The following is a 20,401-nucleotide window of genomic DNA, read 5'->3' on the forward strand; positions in this document are numbered from 1 at the left end:
GTGGTCACGGGGACGGGCGCAGTGCCCGCCCCCACCACCTCAGGGTGCGCCGGTCAGCTGTGTGTCACCTGAAGCGAACCTGTCGATCCGCCATGAGAGCTCACAGGTAGAACGCCAGGAACAGCGTGATCACCCAGGTCGCGCCGAGCACCTGCAGGATGCGGTCCTTGAGCGCGATCTCCTCGGGCTCGCCCGCGATGCCGCCGTCGACGTCGACGGCGTAGCGGAGCACCGCCACCAGGAACGGGACCATCGAGATGAGCGCCCACACCGAGTTGTGCTCGGTCTGGCGGATCTCGAACGCCCACAGGCAGTACGACATGATCAGGATCGCCGCCGACGTCGCCCAGACGAACCGCAGGTAGCTGGCCGAATACTTCTTCAGCGACGAGCGGATCTTCGCGCCGGTGCGCTCGAACAGCATGATCTCCGCGTAGCGCTTGCCGGCCACCATGAACAGCGAGCCGAACGCCGTGACCAGCAGGAACCACTGCGAAAGGGCGATACCGCCCGCGACACCACCGGCGATCGAACGCATCAGGAAGCCCGAGCCGACGATGGCCAGGTCGACCACCGGCTGGTGCTTGAGGCCGAAGCAGTAACCGAGCTGGACGGCCTCGTAGACCCCCAGCACGACCGCCAGCTGCCAGCTGGCCAGGAACGACACGCCGAGGCCGGCCAGGAAGAACACGACCGCGGCCCCGTACGCGACGGGGACCGGCACGAGCCCGGCCGCGATCGGCCGGTTGCGCTTGGTCGGGTGGGCCCGGTCGGCCTCGACGTCGATCGCGTCGTTGATGAGGTAGACCGAGCTCGCCACCAGCGAAAACGCCACGAAGGCGACGATCGCGTCGAGCAGCAGGCCCGTGCGGTCGGTCGACTTCGAGAACGCGAAGAACGGGGCCGCGAAGACCAGGACGTTCTTCACCCACTGGCGCGGCCGCGCCGTCTTGAGGACGCCGCCGACCAGGCCCAACGGCCCGCGGGTGGCGGTCGCCGTGGTCGCCTCCGAGGACTTCACCGTCACCGGGGTCTCCGGTGCCTCAGGAGTCACGGCCGCTTCGTCGCTGTTGCGCTGCTCGGTCGTCTCGCTCATGGGTTCTTCTTCAGCTTCCGTCGTATCAGACCACCGACGAGCCCCCCGAGAGCTGCACCGGCCAAAACGTCTGTCGGATAGTGAACGCCGAGCACGAGCCTCGAGGCCAGCATCGGCGGTACCAGGGCGGGCACCAGGTTACGCCCGGTCAATCCGGAGTAGAGCACCGCCGCCGCCGTCGTGGACGTCGCGTGCGACGACGGGAAGCTCAGCTTGCTCGGCGTGCCGACCAGTACCTCCACGCTCGGGTGGTCCGGTCGGGGCCGCCTGACCACGCGTTTCACCGCGATCGACGCGGCGTGCGCACCGACGACACCCACCGAGGCGACCAGCCAGTCCTTGCGCCGCTCCTTGTCGACCGCGGCTCCGATCAGGCCGAGGGCGAACCACCCGGCGCTGTGCTCGCCGAAGTGCGAAAGCCCGCGCGCGGCTTTCACCGAAGCTTCACTCTTCAGAAAGCCCTGCGCCTTGGCCAGGACCGCCACCTCTCCGGTGGACTGCCCCTTCTCAAGCATCGAGGGACCCGTCGAGCGGCGCGCCGTCGGTCAGGTGCGGGGCGATCTTGTTGTCGAACGCCGACAGCGCCGAGCCGATGGCCATGTGCATGTCGAGGTACTTGTAGGTGCCGAGCCGGCCGCCGAACAGCACGTTCTTCTCGCGGGCCTCGACCTTGGCCAGCTCGCGGTAGGCCTCGAGCTTCTCGCGGTTCTCCGGCGTGTTGATCGGGTAGTACGGCTCGTCTTCCTCGCCCGCGAAGCGGGAGTACTCGCGGAAGATGACCGTCTTGTCCTTCGGGTAGTCCCGCTCCGGGTGGAAGTGCCGGAACTCGATGATCCGCGTGTAGGGGACTTCCTGGTCGTTGTAGTTGACGACCGAGGTGCCTTGAAAATCACCGCAGTCACTCATCACCTCGGACTCGAAGTCGACGGTGCGCCAGGTGAACCGGCCCGCCGAGTAGCCGAAGTAGCGGTCCAGGGGCCCGGTGTAGACGGTCGGGGTGCCCGCCGGGATGTGCTCGCGCACGTCGAAGTAGTCGACGTTGAGCCGGATCTCGATGTTCTCGTGCTCGGCCATCTTCTCGAGCCACGCGGTGTACCCGTTGACGGGCAGGCCCTCGTAGGTGTCGTTGAAGTACCGGTTGTCGAAGTTGTAGCGGACCGGCAGGCGCGTGATGATGTTCTCGCCCAGGTTCTTGGGGTCGTTCTCCCACTGCTTCGCGGTGTACCCGCGGATGAACGCCTCGTAGAGGGGACGGCCGACCAGCGAGATGGCCTTCTCCTCGAGGTTCTGCGCGGCGCTGGTCTCGAACTCCGACGACTGCTTGGCGATGAGCTCGCGCGCCTCGTCCGGGGTGTGGGACTTGCCGAAGAACTGGTTGATCAGGGCCAGGTTCATCGGGAACGAGTAGACCTGGTCCTTGACCCGCGCGAACACCCGGTGCTGGTAGTTCGTGAACTCGGTGAACCGGTTCACGTACTCCCACACGCGCTTGTTCGACGTGTGGAACAGGTGCGCCCCGTACTTGTGCACCTCGATCCCGGTCTCCGGGTCCGGCTCCGAGTACGCGTTGCCGCCGAGGTGGCTGCGCCGCTCGAGGATCAGGACCTTCTTGCCGAGCTCGGCCGCGGCCCGTTCGGCGACGGTCAAGCCGAAGAAACCGGACCCGACGACGATGAGGTCGTAACCTGCGAAATCGTCTTCAGTAATCTGTGCGGGGTTCGTGTGCGCGCTCACGGGCGTCGAGGGTACGCAGGTCGGTCACACGGCCCGCACCCGACTATCACATTTCGGCCTACGACACACCTGGAAAGCAGTGCCTGCACCCGAGGACTTCTGGAGCTACTTCGCCGCGGTGGCCACCTACCTGGCCGTGCTGGCGGTCCCCGGCGGGGTCGTCGGGTGGGCCGCCGGCCTGCGCGGCTGGGCCCTCGCCGGGCTCGCGCCGCTGCTCAGCTACGCCATCACCGGCCTGGCCGGTCCCTGGCTGGCCATCGCGCACATCCCGTACGGCTCGCTCAGCGTCGCCGCGGTCACCCTGCTGCTCGCCGCCGTGCTCTACGGCCTGCGCCGCCTGGCGACCGCGCGCGGCTGGCTCACGCCGGGTGCCGAGGAGCCCGCGGTGCCGTGGACGCGGCGGGCCCACTTCGCCGTGGGCGCCTGCGTCGCGATCGCCGTCGCCGTGTCGATCGCCGTCGTCGTCTCCGGCCGCGGCGGGACGACGGCGGTGTTCCAGCGCTGGGACACCGTGTTCCACGCGAACGGCATCCGCTACATCGCCGAGACCGGCGACGGCTCCCTGACCGGCATGGGCACCATCAACTGGTACCCCGACGGCTCCTTCTACCCGAACGCCTACCACCTGGCCGGCGCCCTGGTCTACGAGCTGTCGGGGACGTCGATCCCGGTCACGCTCAACGCGATCACGATGCCGATCGCCGGGCTGTTCGCGCTGGCCATGGCCGCGCTGGTGCGCCAGCTCGGCGGCCGCGCGGTGTTCGCCGGCAGCGCCGCGCTGGTCGCGGGCGGCGCGACGACCGGGGCGTACGAGTCGGTGTCCAGCGGGCTGCTGCCGTTTGCGCTCGGCATCGTGCTGACGCCGCTGGCGGTGGTCGCGCTGCAGCGGTTCGTCGTGCGGCCGGGCGTCGGCACCGGCGCGGTGCTGGCACTGAGCGCGACCGGCCTGCTCGCCGCGCACTCGAGCGCGCTGTTCGGGGCGATCCTGTTCGCCTTCCCGCTGGTGGTGCAGCGCTGGTACCGCGCACTGCGCGGCCGCCGCGTCGACGGCGTCCCCGACGCCAAGCGGGCCTGGCGGGTCGTCGGCGGCGACGTCCTGCGGGTGGTGCCGGTGATGGTGGCGGCCGGGCTGCTGGCCGCGCCGATGATCCTCGGCGCGATCGGCTTCACGTCCGGCGCGTACCCGTACCACGCCTGGGGCTCGCACATGCCGGTGTGGAAGGCGCTGGCCATGCTGGCGACGTTCAAGCAGGTACTGCCGGTGCCGCAGATCTGGCTGACGGTGTTCCTCGCCATCGGCGTGTTCACGCTGGCGCGGCTGCGGCAGATGCGCTGGCTGGTGCTCTCGGCGCTCGCGCTGTCGGCATTGTTCGTGGTCGTCGCGTGCTTCGGCGGCGAAGACTGGGTGATCAGCCTGTCGCGGCCCTGGTGGAACGACCGGTTCCGGCTGATGGCGCTGGCGTCGATCCCGATGTGCCTGCTCGCCGCCCACGGCATGAGCGAGGCCCAGCAGTGGCTGGCGAAGCTCGCGAGCGCACGCGCCTGGGTGCGGGCGCGGCCGTGGCTGACCGGCCGCGTCGGGCTGGCGACGGCGGTGCTGCTGGTCGTCGCGATGGGCGTGCTGACCGGCGGGTTCTACCGCGCGGCCAACGCCAAGACGGTGTCGCTGCTCTACTACAACGGCCTGCCCGGCGAAACGGTCCCGCCGGTCAGCCAGGACGAGATCGACGCGATGGACCACCTCGGCACGCTCGGCATCCCCGCCGACCAGAAGGTGCTCAACGACCGGCTCGACGGCACGGCCTGGATGTACGCCCTGACCGGCGTGCACCCGGTGGCCGGCCACTACGACGCGGGCGTGGCGCCGCCGGACGCGCTGTACCTGGCCCAGCACTTCGCCGACTACGACAGCGACCCGCAGGTGCGCGCGGCCGTTCAACGACTCGACGTCCACTACGTGCTGGTGGGCAGCGGCACCATCCGCCGGGACACGCCCATCGCGCGGGGCCTGCAGCACCTGGACGGGCACGACTTCCTGAACGTCGTGTACCGGAACCCGGGTGCGGTCATCTACCGGATCGTGAAGTAGAACGCCCTCGTGGCCGCGGCTCCCCCGCCGCGACCACGAGGGCCCCCGCACCCCCCCCGGGGCGATCTCGGTCGTCTGCAAGTACCGACGCCACAGGAACGACAATCGGTTTCCCGATCGCCCCAATGTCACTCGTTCGGACTAGTGGAGCTCCGGCAGGACGTCGCTCGCGACCTGCTCCAGGACGGCTTCCCGGCCCTCGTAGGGCGACGACGACCGCGGCCAGTGCGAGATCACGTCGGTGAAGCCCAGCTCTTGCGCCCGGCCTGCCGCATCCCGGAACGCCTCCACGCTGCTCAGCGAAAACACCGGGGACGCGTCCAGGCTGAGGTGGCGCTGGATGCTCGCGCGGTCGCGGCCCGCCGCGTCCAGCCGCTGGTCGAAGACCTCGGTGAGCTGCTTGATGCCGGCCCACCACTCGTCGGCGGTCGCGCCGCCCTTGCCGGTGGTCACCCAGCCCGCGCCGAAGCGCGCGGCGAGGGTCATCGTGCGCGGGCCGTTCGCCGCGACGACGAACGGCAGCCGCGGCCGCTGGACCGGGCCGGGCAGGTTGCGGGCCTCGCGGGCCCGGTAGTACTCGCCGTCGAAGTCGAACTTGTCGGTCATCAGCAGCCCGTCGAGCGCCTCGACGAACTCCGTGAAGCGGTCCACGCGCTGCTTCGGCGTCAGCTCGGGGGCGCCGAGCACCGCGCCGTCGTAGTGGTGGTGGTCGACGCCCGCGCCGACGCCGAGGACGAGCCGTCCGTCGGAGACGTCGTCGAGGGTGTTCAGCTCGCGCATGAAGGGCACGGGGTGCCGGGCGACCGGGGACGCCACGAACGTGCCGAGCCGGATGCGGGACGTCACCATCGCCGCCGCGGTCAGGGTGGGGATGGCGGAGAACCACGGGCCGTCGACCAGGTTGCGCCAGCCCAGGTGGTCATAGGTCCAAGCGTGGTCGAAGCCGTACTCCTCGGCGGCGCGCCATTTCGGCTCGGCGGCCCACCAACGATCTTCCGGAAGAATGACGATGCCTACTCGCACAGTTCCGGACGCTATCGGTTACCACCGGCAGTCGCACGGACGGGGAAGCCTTCCCCCGAACGAGTCAGGGACAATGGTCGGGTGGAGAGACCCCAGTTGATCGCGTCCGACGTCGATGGCACCCTGCTCGGCCCCTCCGAATCCCTCACCGGCCGCACGATCGCGGCCGTCCGCCGGGCGATCGAGGCCGGTGTGCCGTTCGTGCTGGCCAGCGGCCGCCCGCCGCGGTGGATCGCCCCGATCGCGAAGCCACTCGAGCTCACCGGGTACGCGGTGTGCGCGAACGGCGCCGTCCTGTACGACTGCGCCAGCGAAGAGATCATCGAGGTGCACGGCCTGCTCGAGCCCACCCTGCTGCACGACATCGCACACGCGCTCGACAAGGCGCTGCCCGGCTGCCGGCTGGCGACCGAGCGCGTCAGCACCGGCGCGGTGGACCACGACATGCGCAACTTCGTGATCGAGCCGGACTACCACAACCCGTGGGGCGACGGCGAAGGCCGCACCGGGCCGCGCGCCGAAGTCCTCGGGCACCCCGCGATCAAGCTGCTGGTCAGCCACCGCGGGATGTCGTCGGAGGAGATGGCGGCGGCGATCAACGCGCTGTTCGACCGGGACGTCGACGTGACGTACTCGTCGTCGGGCGGGCTGGTCGAGCTGTCCGCGCACGGCATCACCAAGGCGACCGGCCTCGCCGACGTCGCCGAGCGGCTGGACGTCGACGCCGAGCAGGTGATCGCCTTCGGGGACATGCCCAACGACGTCGAGATGCTGCGCTGGGCCGGCCACGGCGTCGCGATGCAGAACGGGCACCCGCAGCTGCTCGCGGTGGCCGACGAAGTCACCGGCCCGGCCGGCGAGGACGGCGTCGCGCAGGTCCTCGAGCGCTGGTTCTAGCGGCGGTCGAGCTCGGCCGCTTCGGCCGGGGTCGGCGCCGTGCCGCCCAGGTGGGCGGGCAGCCACCAGCGGTCCTCGTCCGACGCGGGCCGGTCCGGGTACTCGGCCTGGGCGCGCTCGAGCAGCGCGCTCATCCGGGTGCGCAGCTCCTTCGTGACGACGTCCCAGTCGTCGCCCTTCGCCGGGTGCATCGGCTCGCCGATGAGGATCGAGATCGGCACGTGCCGCCGGGTCAGGTCCTTCGGACGGCCCTTCGTCCACAGCCGCTGGGTGCCCCAGAGCGCCATCGGCACGACCGGGACGTGGGCCGCCGCGGCCATCCGGACGGCGCCGGACTTGATCTCCTTGACGGTGAACGACCGGCTGATGGTGGCTTCGGGGAAGACGCCGACGACCTCGCCCGCCTGCAGCTTCCCGAGTGCCTCGCGGTAGGAGGCCAGCCCGGCGGAGCGGTCGACGGAGATGTGGTGCATCCCGCGCATCAGCGGCCCGGCGATGCGGTTGTCGAAGATCTCCTTCTTCGCCATGAACCGCGTCAGCCGCTTGGCCGGGCGCGCGCCGAGCCCGCAGAAGATGAAGTCGAGGTAACTCACGTGGTTGCACGCGATGACCGCGCCGCCGCGGCGCGGGATGTTTTCCGCGCCTTCGATCCGGATGCGGTTGTCGAGCACCCGGAACATCGTCCGGGCCGCGCCGATCACGGGCGGGTAAACCAGGTCAGCCATCCGGCAAGGTTACGGGACCGTAGGTTCGGAACGGCGGTTCAGCGGGGAAGAACACAAAACGAGGGCGATCAGGATCGCGAACAGGGCGACGGACTGGTGCTTGATGCCCTCGATGCCGTCGCCGAGCGCCGCCGTGCCGAACTGCGTCACCGAGACGGCGAACAGGAACGCCGACGCGACGCCGAGCGCGGTCCGCCGCCGCAACCAGGCCCTGACCAGCACGAACAGCCAGATCGGCACCAGCGCGAACAGCCCGAGCGGCGCGATCAGGCCGGTCAGCCACGACACCACCGGCACCCGGTGCTCCTGCGCGTGCGGCGGGAACCCGGCGCTCTGGTCGAAGCTGCCGAGGTAGTCCGGGCGCGCGGTGAGCTGGTCGGTGGCGGCGCGGTCGAGGACCTCCAGGGTCCGGCCGGGGTGGGTCGCGAAGTACGTGACGATGTTCCGGCGGCTGATCCGATCGCGGTACTGCGGGTAGTGCGGGTCCATCGTGGCCGGGTGCGGGTGCCACCAGCCGTTGCCCGCGTACTGCGCGAACGACGGCGGCAGCCCGAGCTCCGCCAGGTCGGCCCGGGTGTCGTGCTTGCCGTCGACGATGTTGAGGAAGATCGAGTTGGAGGCGTTGATCTCGCGCGAGTCGTCGCCCGGGAACTCGGTGTACGTGCCGTCGGGGGCGCGCGCCGGCTCGACGCTCTGCTGCGCGTACAGCGTCACAGCTCCGATGGCCCCGATGACCAAGGCCGCCGACGCCCACCGCCGCACGCCCCGCAGGTCGCCCGGCCGGACGAGCAGGATCGCGACCGCGAGGATCGGCAGGACGGTCAGCGTCTGGACCTTCGCGTTGACCGCCAGGACCCCGCCCACGAACGTCACGGCCATGCCCGCGTAGCTCCACCGGCCCTCGCGCGCGGTCAGCAGCAGGCCGCCGACGGCGAGCAGCAGGCCGAGGAAGGCCGCGCCTTCGCCGAGGATCGCGGCGAAGTAGCCGAAGAACGCCGAATCGGCGACGACCAGCAGCAGCCCGGCCGCCACGGCCGGCCGGGTCCGCGGCGCGCACGGCAGGCCGAGCACGATCGCGGTGATCGCCGCCGCGGCGATGACGCTGCTGAGCAGGCCCAGCACGACCAGGCTGAGCGTCCCGTGGAGGCCGATCAGCCGCCCGATCCGGACGGCCAGGTCCGCGAGCCAGCTCTGCGTCAGCAGGTACGTCGGCCGGCACGGCGCTCCCGGTGCGGGCGGGTAGGCGAGGTGGACGAACGGCTCGGGCAGGCCCTTCCAGGTGATCCCGGCGCCGCACAGCACGCGGCCGCCGTCGCCGTTGTTGGACATCGCGATCGGGCGGGGCACCAGGAACCGCACCACGAACAGGGCGAGCGACGCGCCGAACACCCCGATCCCGAGCCGCGCGTCCGCGCCCAGCTGCCGGTCCGGGGCCTCGAGCTTCACGAAGGACAGGGTACGTAGCGGAAGTCCGGGCCCTTGTCGAGGTCGGCGACCAGTGCCTTCGCCTGTTCTGCCCGCGGGTACACGGCCACCCAGTACGGGGTGCCGACGCGGCGGAACGTCGCGACCTCGTACTTGCCCGCGTACACCGGGTCGATCGCGCAGTGCTGGCGATCGGCGTAGCCGCCGTCGGCGGGCACGGCGACGGTCGGGCGCCGGCCGTTGACGACGTAGTCGTAGTCGGTCGCGACGCCGTCGTCGTACCGGCCCTCGCGGGCGATGTGGTCGTCGGTGCGGCCGAGGACGTCGATGATGAGCAGCTGCCCGCCGCGGTCGGCGAGCGCGCCCGGCGCGGCGGCGCTGACGACCGATCCGGGCGGCAGGTAGTCGCCGAGCCAGCCGCCGATCTCGGCGAGCTCGGTGCCGTGCGAGCGCCAGTCGCGCACGCGGTCGAGCATCTCGGGGCTGAACACCGAGACGAGGACCGCGATGCCGGCGAGTCCGCAGGCGGTCACCGGCACCAGCCGCGACGCGAGGGGCCGGGGCTGCGGCGACGGCTTCCCGGCGACGTCCGCGGCGAGCACGCCGTACACCCCCGCGGCGGCCACGGCCAGCAGCGGCGGCACCGGGGCCAGCAGCCGCCACGACGGCCCGGGGTCGCCGCCGATCAGCACCGCGGCCACGGCCAGCCCGGCGCTCGTCGCGAACAGCAGCCAAATTAGGGCGCGGCCCTCCACGGCTGCGACAAGCGGGGGCTCCGCCACCCGGACCCCCGAAGAGCGGGCTGTGCCAACCGGGGGCTCCGCCACTCGGACCCCCCGAACCGCAGCTGGCGTGCGCCGCAGCACCAGCGCGACCGCGGCGACCACGCCGAGCAGCAGGAAACCCTGGTGCGCCAGGGCGAACCCGGACAGGTACGGCCAGCCGGCGGCGAGGTGCGAGCCGAACGGGCCGCCGAGCTTCGCGACCAGCGGCGCGGGGAGGAAGTGCTGGTAGAACGTCGCGCGCCAGGCCAGCCGGGGAATCAGGAAGACGAGCGCACCGAGCACGTACCCGACCGGTGCCCACCAGCTGTGCTTCCGCTTCAGCGCGGCGCCGGCCAGCCACAGACCGGCGAGCACGGCGACCACCAGGCCTTCCGGGCTGGTCATCACGGCGAAGGCGACGAGCACCCCGGCGACCACCGGCCGGCGCGCGGCGAGCGCGTAGCCGACGGCGAGGACGAGCAGCACGAACAGCGGGACTTCGGAGCCCGAAGCCCCGTAGACGGCGAGGCCGCCGGCGCTCGCGGTGAGCACCGCGGCGGCCACCCCGATGGCGGGCCGGGGCTCGGCGCCGTCCGGTGCGGCCGCGGCGACGATCCGGTTGACCAGGAAGCAGGACAGGAGCACGCAGCCGAGCGCGGCGAGGACCCCGAGCCCGACGGCGGCGGCGCGGACGTCCGCGCCGAACGCGGCCCGCGGAAGGGCGATCAGCACCAGCCAGAGGAAGTTCGTGTACCCCTCGACGCGTTCGCCGGGGTTGAAGACCGGCCCGTTGCCGTCGGCGATGTTCTGCGCGTACCGGAACGTGACGAGCGCGTCCTCGGTGATGGTCGCGAACAGCAGCTGGTGCAGCAGGGACAGCCCGAGCGTGAGGGTGAGGACAACGCCGCGCCAGCCGCGGTCGGTGTCGAGGCGGTTCCAGGTCAGCACCACGATCGCGGCGACGACCAGCCACGCCACCACGACCGCGTAGACCACCCGGCCCCCTCCACGTCGTCACCGCACCCGCCCCGGCCGGCTCTTCGCCAGGTTATCGATCGCCGGCGGCGAGGCGTTTCCCGTGGACCGGTCACTTTGCCCGAATGGGTTGGAGCACTTCGCCGGCGACAGTCAAGCAGGGATATTCACCCGTCAATATAACCCGATCGGGTGTTGCCTCCGACGGTTGAAGTGACGTCTCGGAAAAGCGCCGCCCGGGGTATCGCCCCGAGCGAGACCGGCGGGGCGGTGCCAGCGGGCGCGGTCGCCGTGACGGCGGTAGGGCCGATGATGGGCGTCTACGTTTGCCGAGAATTCGAACGGTTGTTGCCGGCGAACCGCTTTCAAAACCATTGGACGGACCCCGCGGTGCGGCGGTTGAACTTCCATTCGGTCGTTTTGGGAAAGTCGTCGAGCGAACCGGGCAATCCTCATCAGCCGGGCCGGCCGGGAGCCGCAACCGGACGCGGTGATCTACCGGCCAGCGCGAGTTGTCCACATGTGCGCAAGCCCTGTGGACAACCGGTGGACAGCTGGGTCAGGCGGCGGGGACCGGCGGGCGGGTCGAGCGGGCCGCGATGGCCGCGAAGCCCGCCGTCAGCAGGTCGGCCACCGTGAACATCACGCGGGAGGCCACCGCGAAGGCGGTGGCCTGGCCGACCGTCAGGCCGCTCGCCGTCAGGACCGCGACCTGGGCCACTTCGCGGACGCCGACGCCGCTCGGGAGGATGAACGCGAACGTGCCCACCGTCATCGCCACGGCCATCGCGCCCACGCACAGCACGAAGCCGCTGAGGCCCGGGGTGCCCACCGAGTTCGCCAGGAGCCACAGGTGGACTCCCTGCAGGCACCACGCCGCCGTCGAGGCGCCGAAAACCTTGCCGATCACGCGCCAGCCCAGCGGGTGCGCCAGCGGCGGGCGGCGGAGGATCCGCAGCACCAGCGAGGTGCCCCAGGTCAGGACCTTCGGGTGCAGCATCGCGAGGCCGAGCGGGATGAGCACGAACAGCCACAGCGCGCGCGGGCTGTTGCTGAACACCGCCGGCGCCGCCAGCAGCGACACCACCAGCGCCGACACCATGCCCACGCCGAGCTGGATCAGGGAGCCGGTGAAGATGCGGGCGCGGGCCAGGCCCGCCTTGCGGCCCAGCTCCATCTGCAGCAGGTACGCCCAGACCGAGCCCGGCACGTACTTGCCGAGCGAGCCGACCAGGCAGATCTGCGCGCCGCGGGCGTAACCGACCGGCTCGCCCAGGTCGTCGACCATCACCTGCCAGCCCCAGGTCGACACCATGATCGCCGCGACCAGGGCCACCAGGCTCAGCAGCGACGACTCCCAGGCGACGTCGCGCAGGGTGTGCCAGAACTCGCCCCAGTTGGCCGCGAGCTGTTTGGCCGCGAAGCCGATGACCAGCAGGATCGCGACCCACCGGACGACGTCGAGGATCTTCGCCCTGGTGGACTTCGGCTGCTTGCCCGCAGCCGGCAGGTCCTCAACCGTCGTCATCGACTGTCTCCTCAGGCCTGGACCGTGACCAGGCGGCTGAACTCGGAGAGCAGATCGTAGCCGTCCCACACCGCCGAGAAGGTCAGGGCGGAGCCGAACGGCACGATCCGGTCGACACCGCGGCCCGCGAGCTCATGGGCGAACGCCGTCAGTTCCTCGGCCGAGAACCCGAACTGGCTGACCGTCTGGTCCTTGCGGAGGACGATCGGCACCAGATCGGACAACGAGGGCACCCGCGCGTTGGCGAACGTGCCGGCACCGAGCCACTCGCGCGGCAGCACCGCCGGGTCGGCCAGCTCGAGGGTGGCCAGGCCGTTGCCCTGGAACTCGATCTCCTTGACGAGGCCGTCCACCGCCGCGCCGTACGCCGAGACGCGCTTCTGGACCGCCATCGCGGGCTCGGTGACGTGCTGCTTCGTCTCCAGCACCGCCGCCAGCAGCGTCCGGAACTCCTGGCCGGCGGCCTGGGCGCCGGCAGCATCGCCGACCCAGAACACCGCGCGCGGCGACGAGCAGGCGGCCTGGTCGAACCAGTACGAGTCGTTGTAGAAGCCCTCGGCGGCCGCGCGGCGCTCTTCGGAGGACGCCCGCTGCCAGCCCGCGACCGACGCGACGGCGAAGGACGAGCGGTCCGGGAACGTCAGGTCACGCGCGTGCGGGGCGAGCGGGTACTTGCGCAGGGCCGCGACCGAGCCGTCGCCACCCCAGATGACGCGCAGGTCGGCGGCCAGGGACAGGGCGCCGCTCACCTCGTCGCTGCGGTCGTAGGTCACCATGCGCTGGGTCGCCCGGACGACGTCGGCGACCACAGGGTCCACTTCGGACAGAGCCGCGTTGAGCGCCTCCAGCACCGCTTCCGCGGCACCGGCCGAGCGCGACGAGACCCGCACGACGTTGTGGTTGCCCGCCAGCGCCGACAGCGCCCACGAGTAGACGAAGATCGTGTCGACGTTCGCCGGCGGCACGTGGAACACCAGCCCGCGCGGGAACCGCAGCGCGTTCCCGGAAGTGTCCAGTGTGGACAAAGCCTTGGCGATTTCGCCCTTGCGCAGGAAGAAACCGAGCGACGCCAGCTCCGGGAAGCGGCGGGCGGTGGCCGGGGCCAGCAGCTTGCGCGCGAACTTCGTGACGAACTCGACGATCCGCGGGTCGCCCACGCGCAGCCGGCCACCCGGCGGAGACGCACGCAGCTCGTCGACCAGGTCGCTCACGGGAACCGGCGGAGCAGCAGGAAAACGCTGGGTCAGAGAAGTCACGCCGCCGCTCCCGAGAACGTGTCCGAGCACCCGCGGGCTTCGGCCTTGGGCAGCCGGCCGAGCACGGAGAAGTGCTTACCCGGCCAGTCGCCGTCGTCGATGCCGTTGTAGACACCGAGGTCTTCGGTCAGCAGGACGTGCCCCGGGTAGGACCGCGGCAGCGTCGAGACGACCTCGATCACGCCCGGCTCCCCGACCGGCTGCTCTTCCCACGTCTCCGGGTTCCGGATGACGACGTCGGCGAAGTCCGGGCAGTACAGCGAATTCCCGGACGGGCCCTCGAGGAACACGGTGCCGATCTGCTCGATCATCCCGTAATAGTTGTGGATCCGGGTGAGCCCGGTGTCCTCTTTGAAGCGCCGCCGGAACTCCGTGTTGTCCACCGCGCGGTCGATCAGCTTCTTCCAGCCACCGCTGTGGATCAGGATCCCGTTCGACAGGTCGAGCCCGTGGTCGCGCGCGACCTCGTACAGGTACAGCCACACCATGAACGTGAAGCCGAAGATGAGGAACGGCTTGTCGCCGTACTCGGCGAGGAACTTCTTGACCGCCTCGACGTCCGGCTGGTCGTTCTCGTCGAGCACGTACGTGTGCTTGCGGCCGAAGTTCGCCATGCCGAGCACGCCGGCGCCGCGCGCGGAGAACGAGCGGCGGTTCTTGATGATGCCGATCGTGTCGACCATCAGCATCGGCAGCCGCTCGCCGCCGAGGACCTCCTGCAGCGTCGCGCCGAGCTGCTTGGTCTGCGCGCCCGCCGCTTCCTTGTCGAGGTAGATCCGCGAAGCACCCGCGCCGGTGGTGCCCGACGACGTCAGCGTCTTGAACACCTCGCTGTCCGGCACCGACTTGAGGTCGTGCGTCTTGAACATCCGGACCGGCAGCCACGGCAGGTCGGCGATCGAGCCGAAAGCAGCGTCCGGCGCGATTCCCAGCGACGCCAGGATCCGGTCGTAGCCTTCGGAATTCGCCCGGTGGTGGGCGGTGAGCGAAGCCAGCTCGGGCAGCAGCAAGGCTTCCCGGTCGGCCTGCGACCGCGTGAACACACTCATACCCGCCCCTCCAAGGTCCGGTAGTCGATCTTGCCGCTGGCCAGCAGCGGCACGGTGTCGATCGGGCGGACGTCGAACCCGCTGACGTGCAGGTGCAGCCGCTCGGACAGCGCCCGCGACGCGTCCTTGCAGATGTCCTTGTCGACGCCCTCGGCGAACAGCACCACCTTGTCGCCAGCGGGCACCGCCGCCACCACGTCGATCCCGACCGCCGCCGTGCGCGCGGCGTGCTCGAGGTCGTCGAGGCTGACGCGGTTGCCGAACACCTTGCCGATGCGCTTGAGCCGCCCGGTGATGAACAGGTAGCCCTCTTCGTCGAGGTACCCGAGGTCACCGGTGGCCAGCACGCCGCCGCATTCGTCGCCCTTGGCCAGTCCGGACTCGTCGTCCGCATAGCCCATCATCACGTTGGGCCCACGGTAGACGACCTCACCGACAATTTTCGGGTGCGTGGTCTCGGAGCCGTCGTCCCGGCGGACCGCGAACTTCCCGCCCGGCAGCGCCGGCCCGGCGGAACCGAGCTTTTCGGCCAGCCGCTCGGCCGGCACGGTCGTCATCCGCGGCGCGGCCTCGGTCTGGCCGTACATGACGTACATCCGCCCGCCGACGGCGAGCATCTTGCCGTTGAACTCGGCGATCAGGTCGTCGCGCAGCTTCCCGCCGGCCTGCGTCAGCGTGCGCAGCGTCGGGTACTTCGCGGGGTCGAACTTGAGCCGCCGCAGCATTTCGTAGTGGTACGGCACACCCGAAAGCGACGTGACGCCGTAGGTGTTGACGGCGTCCCAGAAGCCGCGGCCGAGCACGCCGGACGGCTCGATCACGATGGTCGCGTCCCGCACCAGGTGCGAGTTCAGCACCGACAGGCCGTAGCTGTAGTGCAGCGGCAGGCAGGTGGGCGCGACCTCGTCGGCGTTGATGTGCAGCACCTGCGCGATGGCGTCGGCGTTGGCCAGAAGACTCTGCCTGCTGAGCCGCACGAGCTTGGGGTTGCCGGTGGACCCGCTGGTCGGGAGCAGGACGGCGAGGTCGGGGTGGGGCCGGACGCCCTCGGCGGCGTCGCGAACCCAGTCGGCGCCCTGCGTGGTGTACCCGTCCGGCGCGTCCCCAGAGGCCGACAGCACGGCCGCCGGCCGGAAGCGCGAGACCAGGCCGGCGAGCACGTCGGCGTCGAGCGCCGGGTCGATCAGCGCGATCGCCCGCCCGGACTCGAACGCGCCCAGGTAGGTCAGCACGCTCGGCAGGTCGATCGCCATCCGCGCGAACACGACCCCGGCCGGCAGCGCGGCCAGCTCTTCCATCCGCCGGCCGACCTCGGCCGACAGTTCCGCGCCCGCCAGCGTGCGGCCCCCGGCCACGTCCACCAGCCGAGCTCCCGCACCCAGCAACGTCACAGCACCAAGCCTCCGTCGATCCCCAGCACCTGGCCGGTGATGAACGACGCGTCGTCGCTCACCAGGAACCGGATCGCGTTCGCGACTTCTTCGGGCCGGCCCAGCCGCCCGAGCGGCGTCTTTCCGGCGTTTTCGGCCTTCGCGTCCTCGCTCAGGCCCGCGGTCAGGTCGGTTTCGATCACGCCCGGCGCGACCGCGTTGACGCGGATGCCGGACCGGCCGAGCTCCTTCGCCGCCGAGCGTGCGATGTTCGCCACCGCCGCCTTCGACGCCGCGTACAGGGTCTGACCAGCACTTCCGTGCTCGCCGACGATCGAGGCGAGCACGACGATCGAGGCTGTGCTTGAGCCTCTATCGCCGGCGGGCGAGGCTTTCTTCCGCATCATCGCCCGGGCCGCGGCCTGGACGGTGTGCAGCGTGCCGGCGACGTTCGTGCTCAGCGTCGTGTCGACGGTCTCCTCGCGGATCATCCCGAGGAGCGCGTCCTCCATGATCCCGGCGTTCGCGACGACGATGTCCAGCTTGCCGTGCTCCTTGGCAACCCCCCTGACCAGGGAAGACACCGCTTTTGCGTCGGTGACGTCCAGCGCGAGCCCAGAGGCGCCCACGGAGGCCGCCGCTTCCTTGGCGCGCGCCTCGTCACGGCCGGTGAGCACCACCGTCGCGCCCGCCTCCGCCAAAGCGCGGGCGGTGGCCAGGCCGATCCCCCGCGTCCCGCCGGTGACGAGTGCGACGCGACCCGACAAATCAGTCATTCTTCGACTGCAGCTCGGTGACCATGTCCACGGCGACCTTGAAGCTCGACATGTCGATGACCTGGTCGGTGTCGAACTCGACGTCGAACTCGTCCTCGATGGCCGCGACCAGCGCCATGTGGCCGACCGAGTCCCACGCCTCGATCTCGCGGTACTTCAGGTTCTCGACGTCCACAGCGCCGTCGAGGTCCAGCGCCTCGACGAAGACCGCACGCAGCTTGGGGGCGACTTCCGACATCTGCACAGCTCCTAGTGCTCGTCGCGCGGGCGAGCGTCCCACGCCTTTACCAAGGTAGAGAGGTCTTCGGGCAGCGTGACGTCCGGGAGAGCTTCCTTACCCTTGAGCCACGGCCCGAGCGCCTCGATCGTCTCCTCGTCGAGACCGCGGCGGGACAGGCCCACGACGTTGACGCCGGTGACGCGGGCCGGGTTGCCGACGGCGATGGTGAACGCGCCGATCTCACGCCGCACCGCCGAGCCCATCCCGATCATCGCGCCGGGGCCGATCACGACCGTCTGGTGCAGGATCGCGCCCATGCCGAGGTTCGCGCCGTCCCAGATGTGGCAGTGGCCACCCGTGACGGCGTTGGAGGCGATCGTCACGCCGTCGCCGACCAGGCAGTCGTGCGCGATGTGGGAGTTGCGGAGGAAGTAGCTGCCGTTGCCGACCGTCGTCGTCCGCCAGGTCCCTTGGTGGACACTCACGTACTCGCGGATCCGGTTGCGGCTGCCGATGACGACACCGTGTCCGTCGAGATCCGGGTCACCGGTCGGTGCGTCTTCCCAGGCCGCGGGATGCGGACGGCTACGGTGCTCGCCGGGCGTGCCGATCGTCACGTGCGGGCCGATCCAGTTGCCGTCGCCGATCCGCGTGGGCCCGGCGATCACCGCGAACGGGCCGATGACGTTGTCCTCGCCGAGTTCGACGCCTTCGCCGATGACGGCGGTCGGGTGGATGCGGTTGGCCACGGGCGGGTATCCGTTCGTCGGCGGCTGGGTACTGGGCGTGCTACCGCGCCCGGTAACGTGTGGCCCGCGTTGCTGCAGGGCGGCCGGGCGCAGAACCGGCGGCTCACTGTACCGGACGCGCCGAAATCGCCTGCCGAGAGAGACTGCCCATGATCCCCATCACTGTGGTCGACGTCCGCGACGCGGAGGACCTCGTCGTCGAGGTGCTGCGCTCCGGCGCCATCGCACAGGGACCGATGGTCAAGCGCTTCGAAGACGCCTTCGCGGCGGTCTCCGGGACGAAGCACGCGATCGCGGTCAACAACGGGACCACCGCGCTGGTCGCGGCCCTGCAGGTGCTGGACCTGAAGCCGGGTGACGAGGTCATCACCTCGCCGTTCACCTTCGTGGCGACGCTGAACGCGATCCTCGAGGCCGGCGCGACCGTCCGGTTCGCCGACATCCGGCGCGACGACTTCGCGATCGACCCCGACGCCGTCGCCAAGGCGGTGACCGGCCGCACGAAGGTGCTCATGCCGGTGCACCTCTACGGCCAGACCGCGGACATGGGCAAGCTCGCTCCCCTGGCCGCCGAGCACGGCCTGCAGGTGATCGAGGACTCGGCGCAGGCCGTCGGCGCCTCGTTCGAGGGCAAGCAGGCCGGTTCGTTCGGCATCGGCTGCTTCTCGCTGTACGCGACGAAGAACATCACCACCGCCGAGGGCGGGGTCATCACCACGGACGACGACGCGCTGGCCGACAAGCTGCGCGTGCTGCGCAACCAGGGCATGCGCGCCCGCTACCAGTACGAAGTCGCCGGCCACAACTACCGGATGACCGACCTGCACGCCGCCGTCGGCATCCCGCAGCTGGCGAAGCTCGACCAGCTGACCGCCGCCCGCCAGGCGAACGCGAAGCGCCTCTCGGACGGTCTCGCCGGTACGCCGGGCCTCGAGGTTCCGAAGGTCCTGCCGGGCCGCGAGCACGTGTGGCACCAGTACACCGTGCTGGTCGGGCCGCACGCGTTCCTCTCGCGCGACGAGCTGGCCGCGGCGTTGACCGAGCGCGGCATCGGCAACGGCATCTACTACCCGAAGATCGTCTTCGACTACGACTGCTACACGGGTCACGACCTGATCCCGGGCGCGCGCGTCGAGGACTTCCCGGTGGCTCGCGCCGTCTCGGAGCAGGCGCTGTCGCTGCCGGTGCACCCGCACCTGACCGAGTCCGACCTGGACACCATCATCGAAACCGTTCGCGAGGTACTGGGCGCATGACGCATCGGATCGCTCTTGTCGGTACCGGGAACATGGGTTCCCTCCACGCCCGCGTGCTCGCCGGGAACGAGCGCGTCGACCTGGTCCGCGTGATCGATCCGCGTGCGGAAGCGGGCAAGGCCGTCGCCGAGCGGTACGAAACGCAGTGGACGCCGGAGATCGGCGAACTGTCCGATGTGGACGCCGTCGTGCTCGCGTCGGCCACCGAGGTGCACTACGACCTGGCGCAGGAGATCTTCCGGCAGGGCAAGCCGATGCTGGTCGAGAAACCGGTCTGCAACAGCTTCGAGAAGTCCCAGGAAATCGTCGCGCTGTCGGCGAAGAACGACATCCCGCTGATGTGCGGGCTGCTGGAGCGCTACAACCCGGCGGTGATGACCGCGCGGGCGCTGGTGCAGGAGCCGATCCACCTGATGGCCCGCCGCCACGGCCCGTACGCGCCGCGCATCAAGACCGGCGTCGCGTGGGACCTGCTGGTGCACGACGTCGACCTGGCGATCCAGTTCTTCGGCGGCGCGACGCCGTCGCGCGTCACCTCCGGCGCGGGCTACTTCCACCCGCAGTCGGCCGAGGGCGCCGAGGACACCATCGAGACGGTCCTGACGTTCCCGACCGGCCTGGCCACCGTTTCGGCGTCCCGCCTGGGACAGCGGAAGGTCCGGTCGCTGATGGTGTCGGAGCTCGACCGGCTGATCGAGATCGACCTGCTGCGCCGCGACGTCACGATCTACCGCCACATCTCGCACGACTCGGTCACCCCGGACGGCCTCGGCTACCGGCAGCAGACGGTCATCGAGATCCCGGAGCTCGTCACGGCGCGGGAGCCCCTCGCGACCCAGCTGGACCGCTTCTGCGACCTCCTCGAAGGCAAGATCGACGCTCAGACCGAGCGCGACCTGATCCTGCCGTCGCACCACGTCGTCGAGCAGGTCCTGACGCAGGCCGCGGCCTAGGGCGGGTCCGGCCAACCGGCAGGGCTCAGGTGGACAGGCAGAGGGGGCGGATTGTTCGGCCGGAAGAAGAAGCGCCACGATCTGAACGATCTGAACGATCTGATGGCGCAGCTCAAGCCCGAACTGAGTCGGGAATCGCTCGGCGTCGGGCCCAACTTCCCGGGCGTCGCCCCGAACCCGCTCCTGAGCGGTGAGGCCCGGAAGCGCACCGCGGAACTGCGTACGGGGGCGCTTGCGCTCGGCGTTCTCGTCGACTGGCGCGAGGTCAACGCCGGCAGTCCACGCGTGGTCCTGATGTTCGACGTGGAGACCGCCGACGGCAGCTCGTTCCGCGGTGTCGCGGACGAAGACCTCACGATCACCGAGCTCACCCGGCTCGCCCCAGGACAGACGTTGCCCGTGCGCTACCGGCCGGCCGTCATGGACCACTACGTCGCCCTTGCCCGGGACGCGGACCCCGCCCGTGTACAGCAGCTCTCCGACGAGATCGCGCGCCGCAAGCGGACCTGACCCGAA

General features: G+C 70.6%; 19 protein-coding genes. 5 read left to right on the plus strand and 14 right to left on the minus strand.

Going from position 1 to position 20,401, the window contains the following annotated elements:
- Nucleotides 1-100: 100 nt before the first annotated feature.
- Genes Q5425_RS09055 through glf form a run of 3 tightly spaced genes read right to left on the minus strand, consistent with a single transcriptional unit; the run spans nucleotide 101 to nucleotide 2,830 of the window.
- Nucleotides 101-1,096: a decaprenyl-phosphate phosphoribosyltransferase gene (locus Q5425_RS09055; protein WP_308671668.1), complete on the minus strand. Its 996-nt coding sequence runs from the start codon at nucleotides 1,094-1,096 to the stop codon at nucleotides 101-103.
- Nucleotides 1,093-1,611, minus strand: coding sequence for a phosphatase PAP2 family protein (locus Q5425_RS09060; RefSeq protein ID WP_308671669.1), 519 nt, complete (start codon nucleotides 1,609-1,611; stop codon nucleotides 1,093-1,095). The genes Q5425_RS09055 and Q5425_RS09060 overlap by 4 nt, the downstream gene beginning before the upstream one ends.
- A complete protein-coding gene (gene glf, locus Q5425_RS09065; protein ID WP_308671670.1) occupies nucleotides 1,604-2,830 on the minus strand; it encodes a UDP-galactopyranose mutase in 1,227 nt (408 codons plus the stop codon). Before glf ends, Q5425_RS09060 begins: the two co-directional genes overlap by 8 nt.
- Nucleotides 2,831-2,909: 79 nt before the next feature.
- Here glf and Q5425_RS09070 point away from each other — a divergent pair, with 79 nt between their 5' ends.
- Nucleotides 2,910-4,919 (plus strand): DUF6541 family protein, encoded by a 2,010-nt coding sequence (locus Q5425_RS09070; RefSeq protein ID WP_308671671.1) that lies wholly within the window; start codon nucleotides 2,910-2,912, stop codon nucleotides 4,917-4,919.
- A gap of 141 nt (nucleotides 4,920-5,060) precedes the next feature.
- Here the strand turns inward: Q5425_RS09070 and Q5425_RS09075 are convergent, their stop codons facing one another.
- On the minus strand, nucleotides 5,061-5,942 hold the full coding sequence (locus tag Q5425_RS09075) for an LLM class flavin-dependent oxidoreductase (RefSeq protein WP_308671672.1): 882 nt from the start codon (nucleotides 5,940-5,942) through the stop codon (nucleotides 5,061-5,063).
- A gap of 96 nt (nucleotides 5,943-6,038) precedes the next feature.
- Here Q5425_RS09075 and Q5425_RS09080 point away from each other — a divergent pair, with 96 nt between their 5' ends.
- Entirely contained in the window at nucleotides 6,039-6,839 is an 801-nt protein-coding gene (locus Q5425_RS09080; RefSeq protein ID WP_308671943.1) for an HAD family hydrolase, read from the plus strand.
- Here the strand turns inward: Q5425_RS09080 and Q5425_RS09085 are convergent.
- The 10 genes from Q5425_RS09085 to Q5425_RS09130 form a co-directional block, all read right to left on the minus strand.
- Nucleotides 6,836-7,564, minus strand: coding sequence for a lysophospholipid acyltransferase family protein (locus Q5425_RS09085; RefSeq protein ID WP_308671673.1), 729 nt, complete (start codon nucleotides 7,562-7,564; stop codon nucleotides 6,836-6,838). The genes Q5425_RS09080 and Q5425_RS09085 overlap by 4 nt on opposite strands.
- 9 nt (nucleotides 7,565-7,573) lie before the next feature.
- Nucleotides 7,574-9,010, minus strand: coding sequence for a hypothetical protein (locus tag Q5425_RS09090; protein WP_308671674.1), 1,437 nt, complete (start codon nucleotides 9,008-9,010; stop codon nucleotides 7,574-7,576).
- The gene (locus Q5425_RS09095) at nucleotides 9,007-10,749 is read right to left on the minus strand and encodes a hypothetical protein (RefSeq protein ID WP_308671675.1); all 1,743 of its coding nucleotides are present in this window, start codon (nucleotides 10,747-10,749) and stop codon (nucleotides 9,007-9,009) included. The genes Q5425_RS09090 and Q5425_RS09095 overlap by 4 nt, the downstream gene beginning before the upstream one ends.
- A 538-nt stretch (nucleotides 10,750-11,287) precedes the next feature.
- Complete coding sequence (locus tag Q5425_RS09100) at nucleotides 11,288-12,256, minus strand: lysylphosphatidylglycerol synthase transmembrane domain-containing protein (protein WP_308671676.1); 969 nt, start codon at nucleotides 12,254-12,256, stop codon at nucleotides 11,288-11,290.
- A gap of 11 nt (nucleotides 12,257-12,267) precedes the next feature.
- The gene (locus tag Q5425_RS09105) at nucleotides 12,268-13,512 is read right to left on the minus strand and encodes an acyl-CoA reductase (RefSeq protein WP_308671677.1); all 1,245 of its coding nucleotides are present in this window, start codon (nucleotides 13,510-13,512) and stop codon (nucleotides 12,268-12,270) included.
- Complete coding sequence (locus tag Q5425_RS09110; protein ID WP_308671678.1) at nucleotides 13,509-14,561, minus strand: acyl-protein synthetase; 1,053 nt, start codon at nucleotides 14,559-14,561, stop codon at nucleotides 13,509-13,511. The genes Q5425_RS09105 and Q5425_RS09110 overlap by 4 nt, the downstream gene beginning before the upstream one ends.
- The gene (locus Q5425_RS09115) at nucleotides 14,558-15,952 is read right to left on the minus strand and encodes an AMP-binding protein (RefSeq protein WP_308671679.1); all 1,395 of its coding nucleotides are present in this window, start codon (nucleotides 15,950-15,952) and stop codon (nucleotides 14,558-14,560) included. Before Q5425_RS09115 ends, Q5425_RS09110 begins: the two co-directional genes overlap by 4 nt.
- Nucleotides 15,949-16,707, minus strand: coding sequence for a glucose 1-dehydrogenase (locus tag Q5425_RS09120; protein WP_308671680.1), 759 nt, complete (start codon nucleotides 16,705-16,707; stop codon nucleotides 15,949-15,951). Before Q5425_RS09120 ends, Q5425_RS09115 begins: the two co-directional genes overlap by 4 nt.
- On the minus strand, nucleotides 16,700-16,945 hold the full coding sequence (locus Q5425_RS09125) for an acyl carrier protein (protein ID WP_308671681.1): 246 nt from the start codon (nucleotides 16,943-16,945) through the stop codon (nucleotides 16,700-16,702). Before Q5425_RS09125 ends, Q5425_RS09120 begins: the two co-directional genes overlap by 8 nt.
- 11 nt (nucleotides 16,946-16,956) lie before the next feature.
- A complete protein-coding gene (locus Q5425_RS09130) occupies nucleotides 16,957-17,676 on the minus strand; it encodes a UDP-N-acetylglucosamine acyltransferase (protein ID WP_308671682.1) in 720 nt (239 codons plus the stop codon).
- 149 nt (nucleotides 17,677-17,825) lie between these two features.
- Here Q5425_RS09130 and Q5425_RS09135 point away from each other — a divergent pair, with 149 nt between their 5' ends.
- Genes Q5425_RS09135 through Q5425_RS09145 form a run of 3 tightly spaced genes read left to right on the plus strand, consistent with a single transcriptional unit; the run spans nucleotide 17,826 to nucleotide 20,395 of the window.
- Nucleotides 17,826-18,932: a DegT/DnrJ/EryC1/StrS family aminotransferase gene (locus Q5425_RS09135; RefSeq protein ID WP_308671683.1), complete on the plus strand. Its 1,107-nt coding sequence runs from the start codon at nucleotides 17,826-17,828 to the stop codon at nucleotides 18,930-18,932.
- The gene (locus Q5425_RS09140) at nucleotides 18,929-19,885 is read left to right on the plus strand and encodes a Gfo/Idh/MocA family oxidoreductase (protein WP_308671684.1); all 957 of its coding nucleotides are present in this window, start codon (nucleotides 18,929-18,931) and stop codon (nucleotides 19,883-19,885) included. The genes Q5425_RS09135 and Q5425_RS09140 overlap by 4 nt, the downstream gene beginning before the upstream one ends.
- A gap of 51 nt (nucleotides 19,886-19,936) precedes the next feature.
- Nucleotides 19,937-20,395 carry a hypothetical protein gene (locus Q5425_RS09145; RefSeq protein ID WP_308671685.1) on the plus strand — a complete coding sequence of 153 codons (459 nt, stop codon included), beginning with the start codon at nucleotides 19,937-19,939 and terminating at the stop codon, nucleotides 20,393-20,395.
- The last annotated feature ends 6 nt before the right edge of the window (nucleotides 20,396-20,401 follow it).

Origin of the sequence: Amycolatopsis sp. A133, assembly GCF_031082405.1 — a bacterium.
In the GTDB taxonomy this organism is placed as follows: Bacteria; Actinomycetota; Actinomycetes; order Mycobacteriales; family Pseudonocardiaceae; genus Amycolatopsis.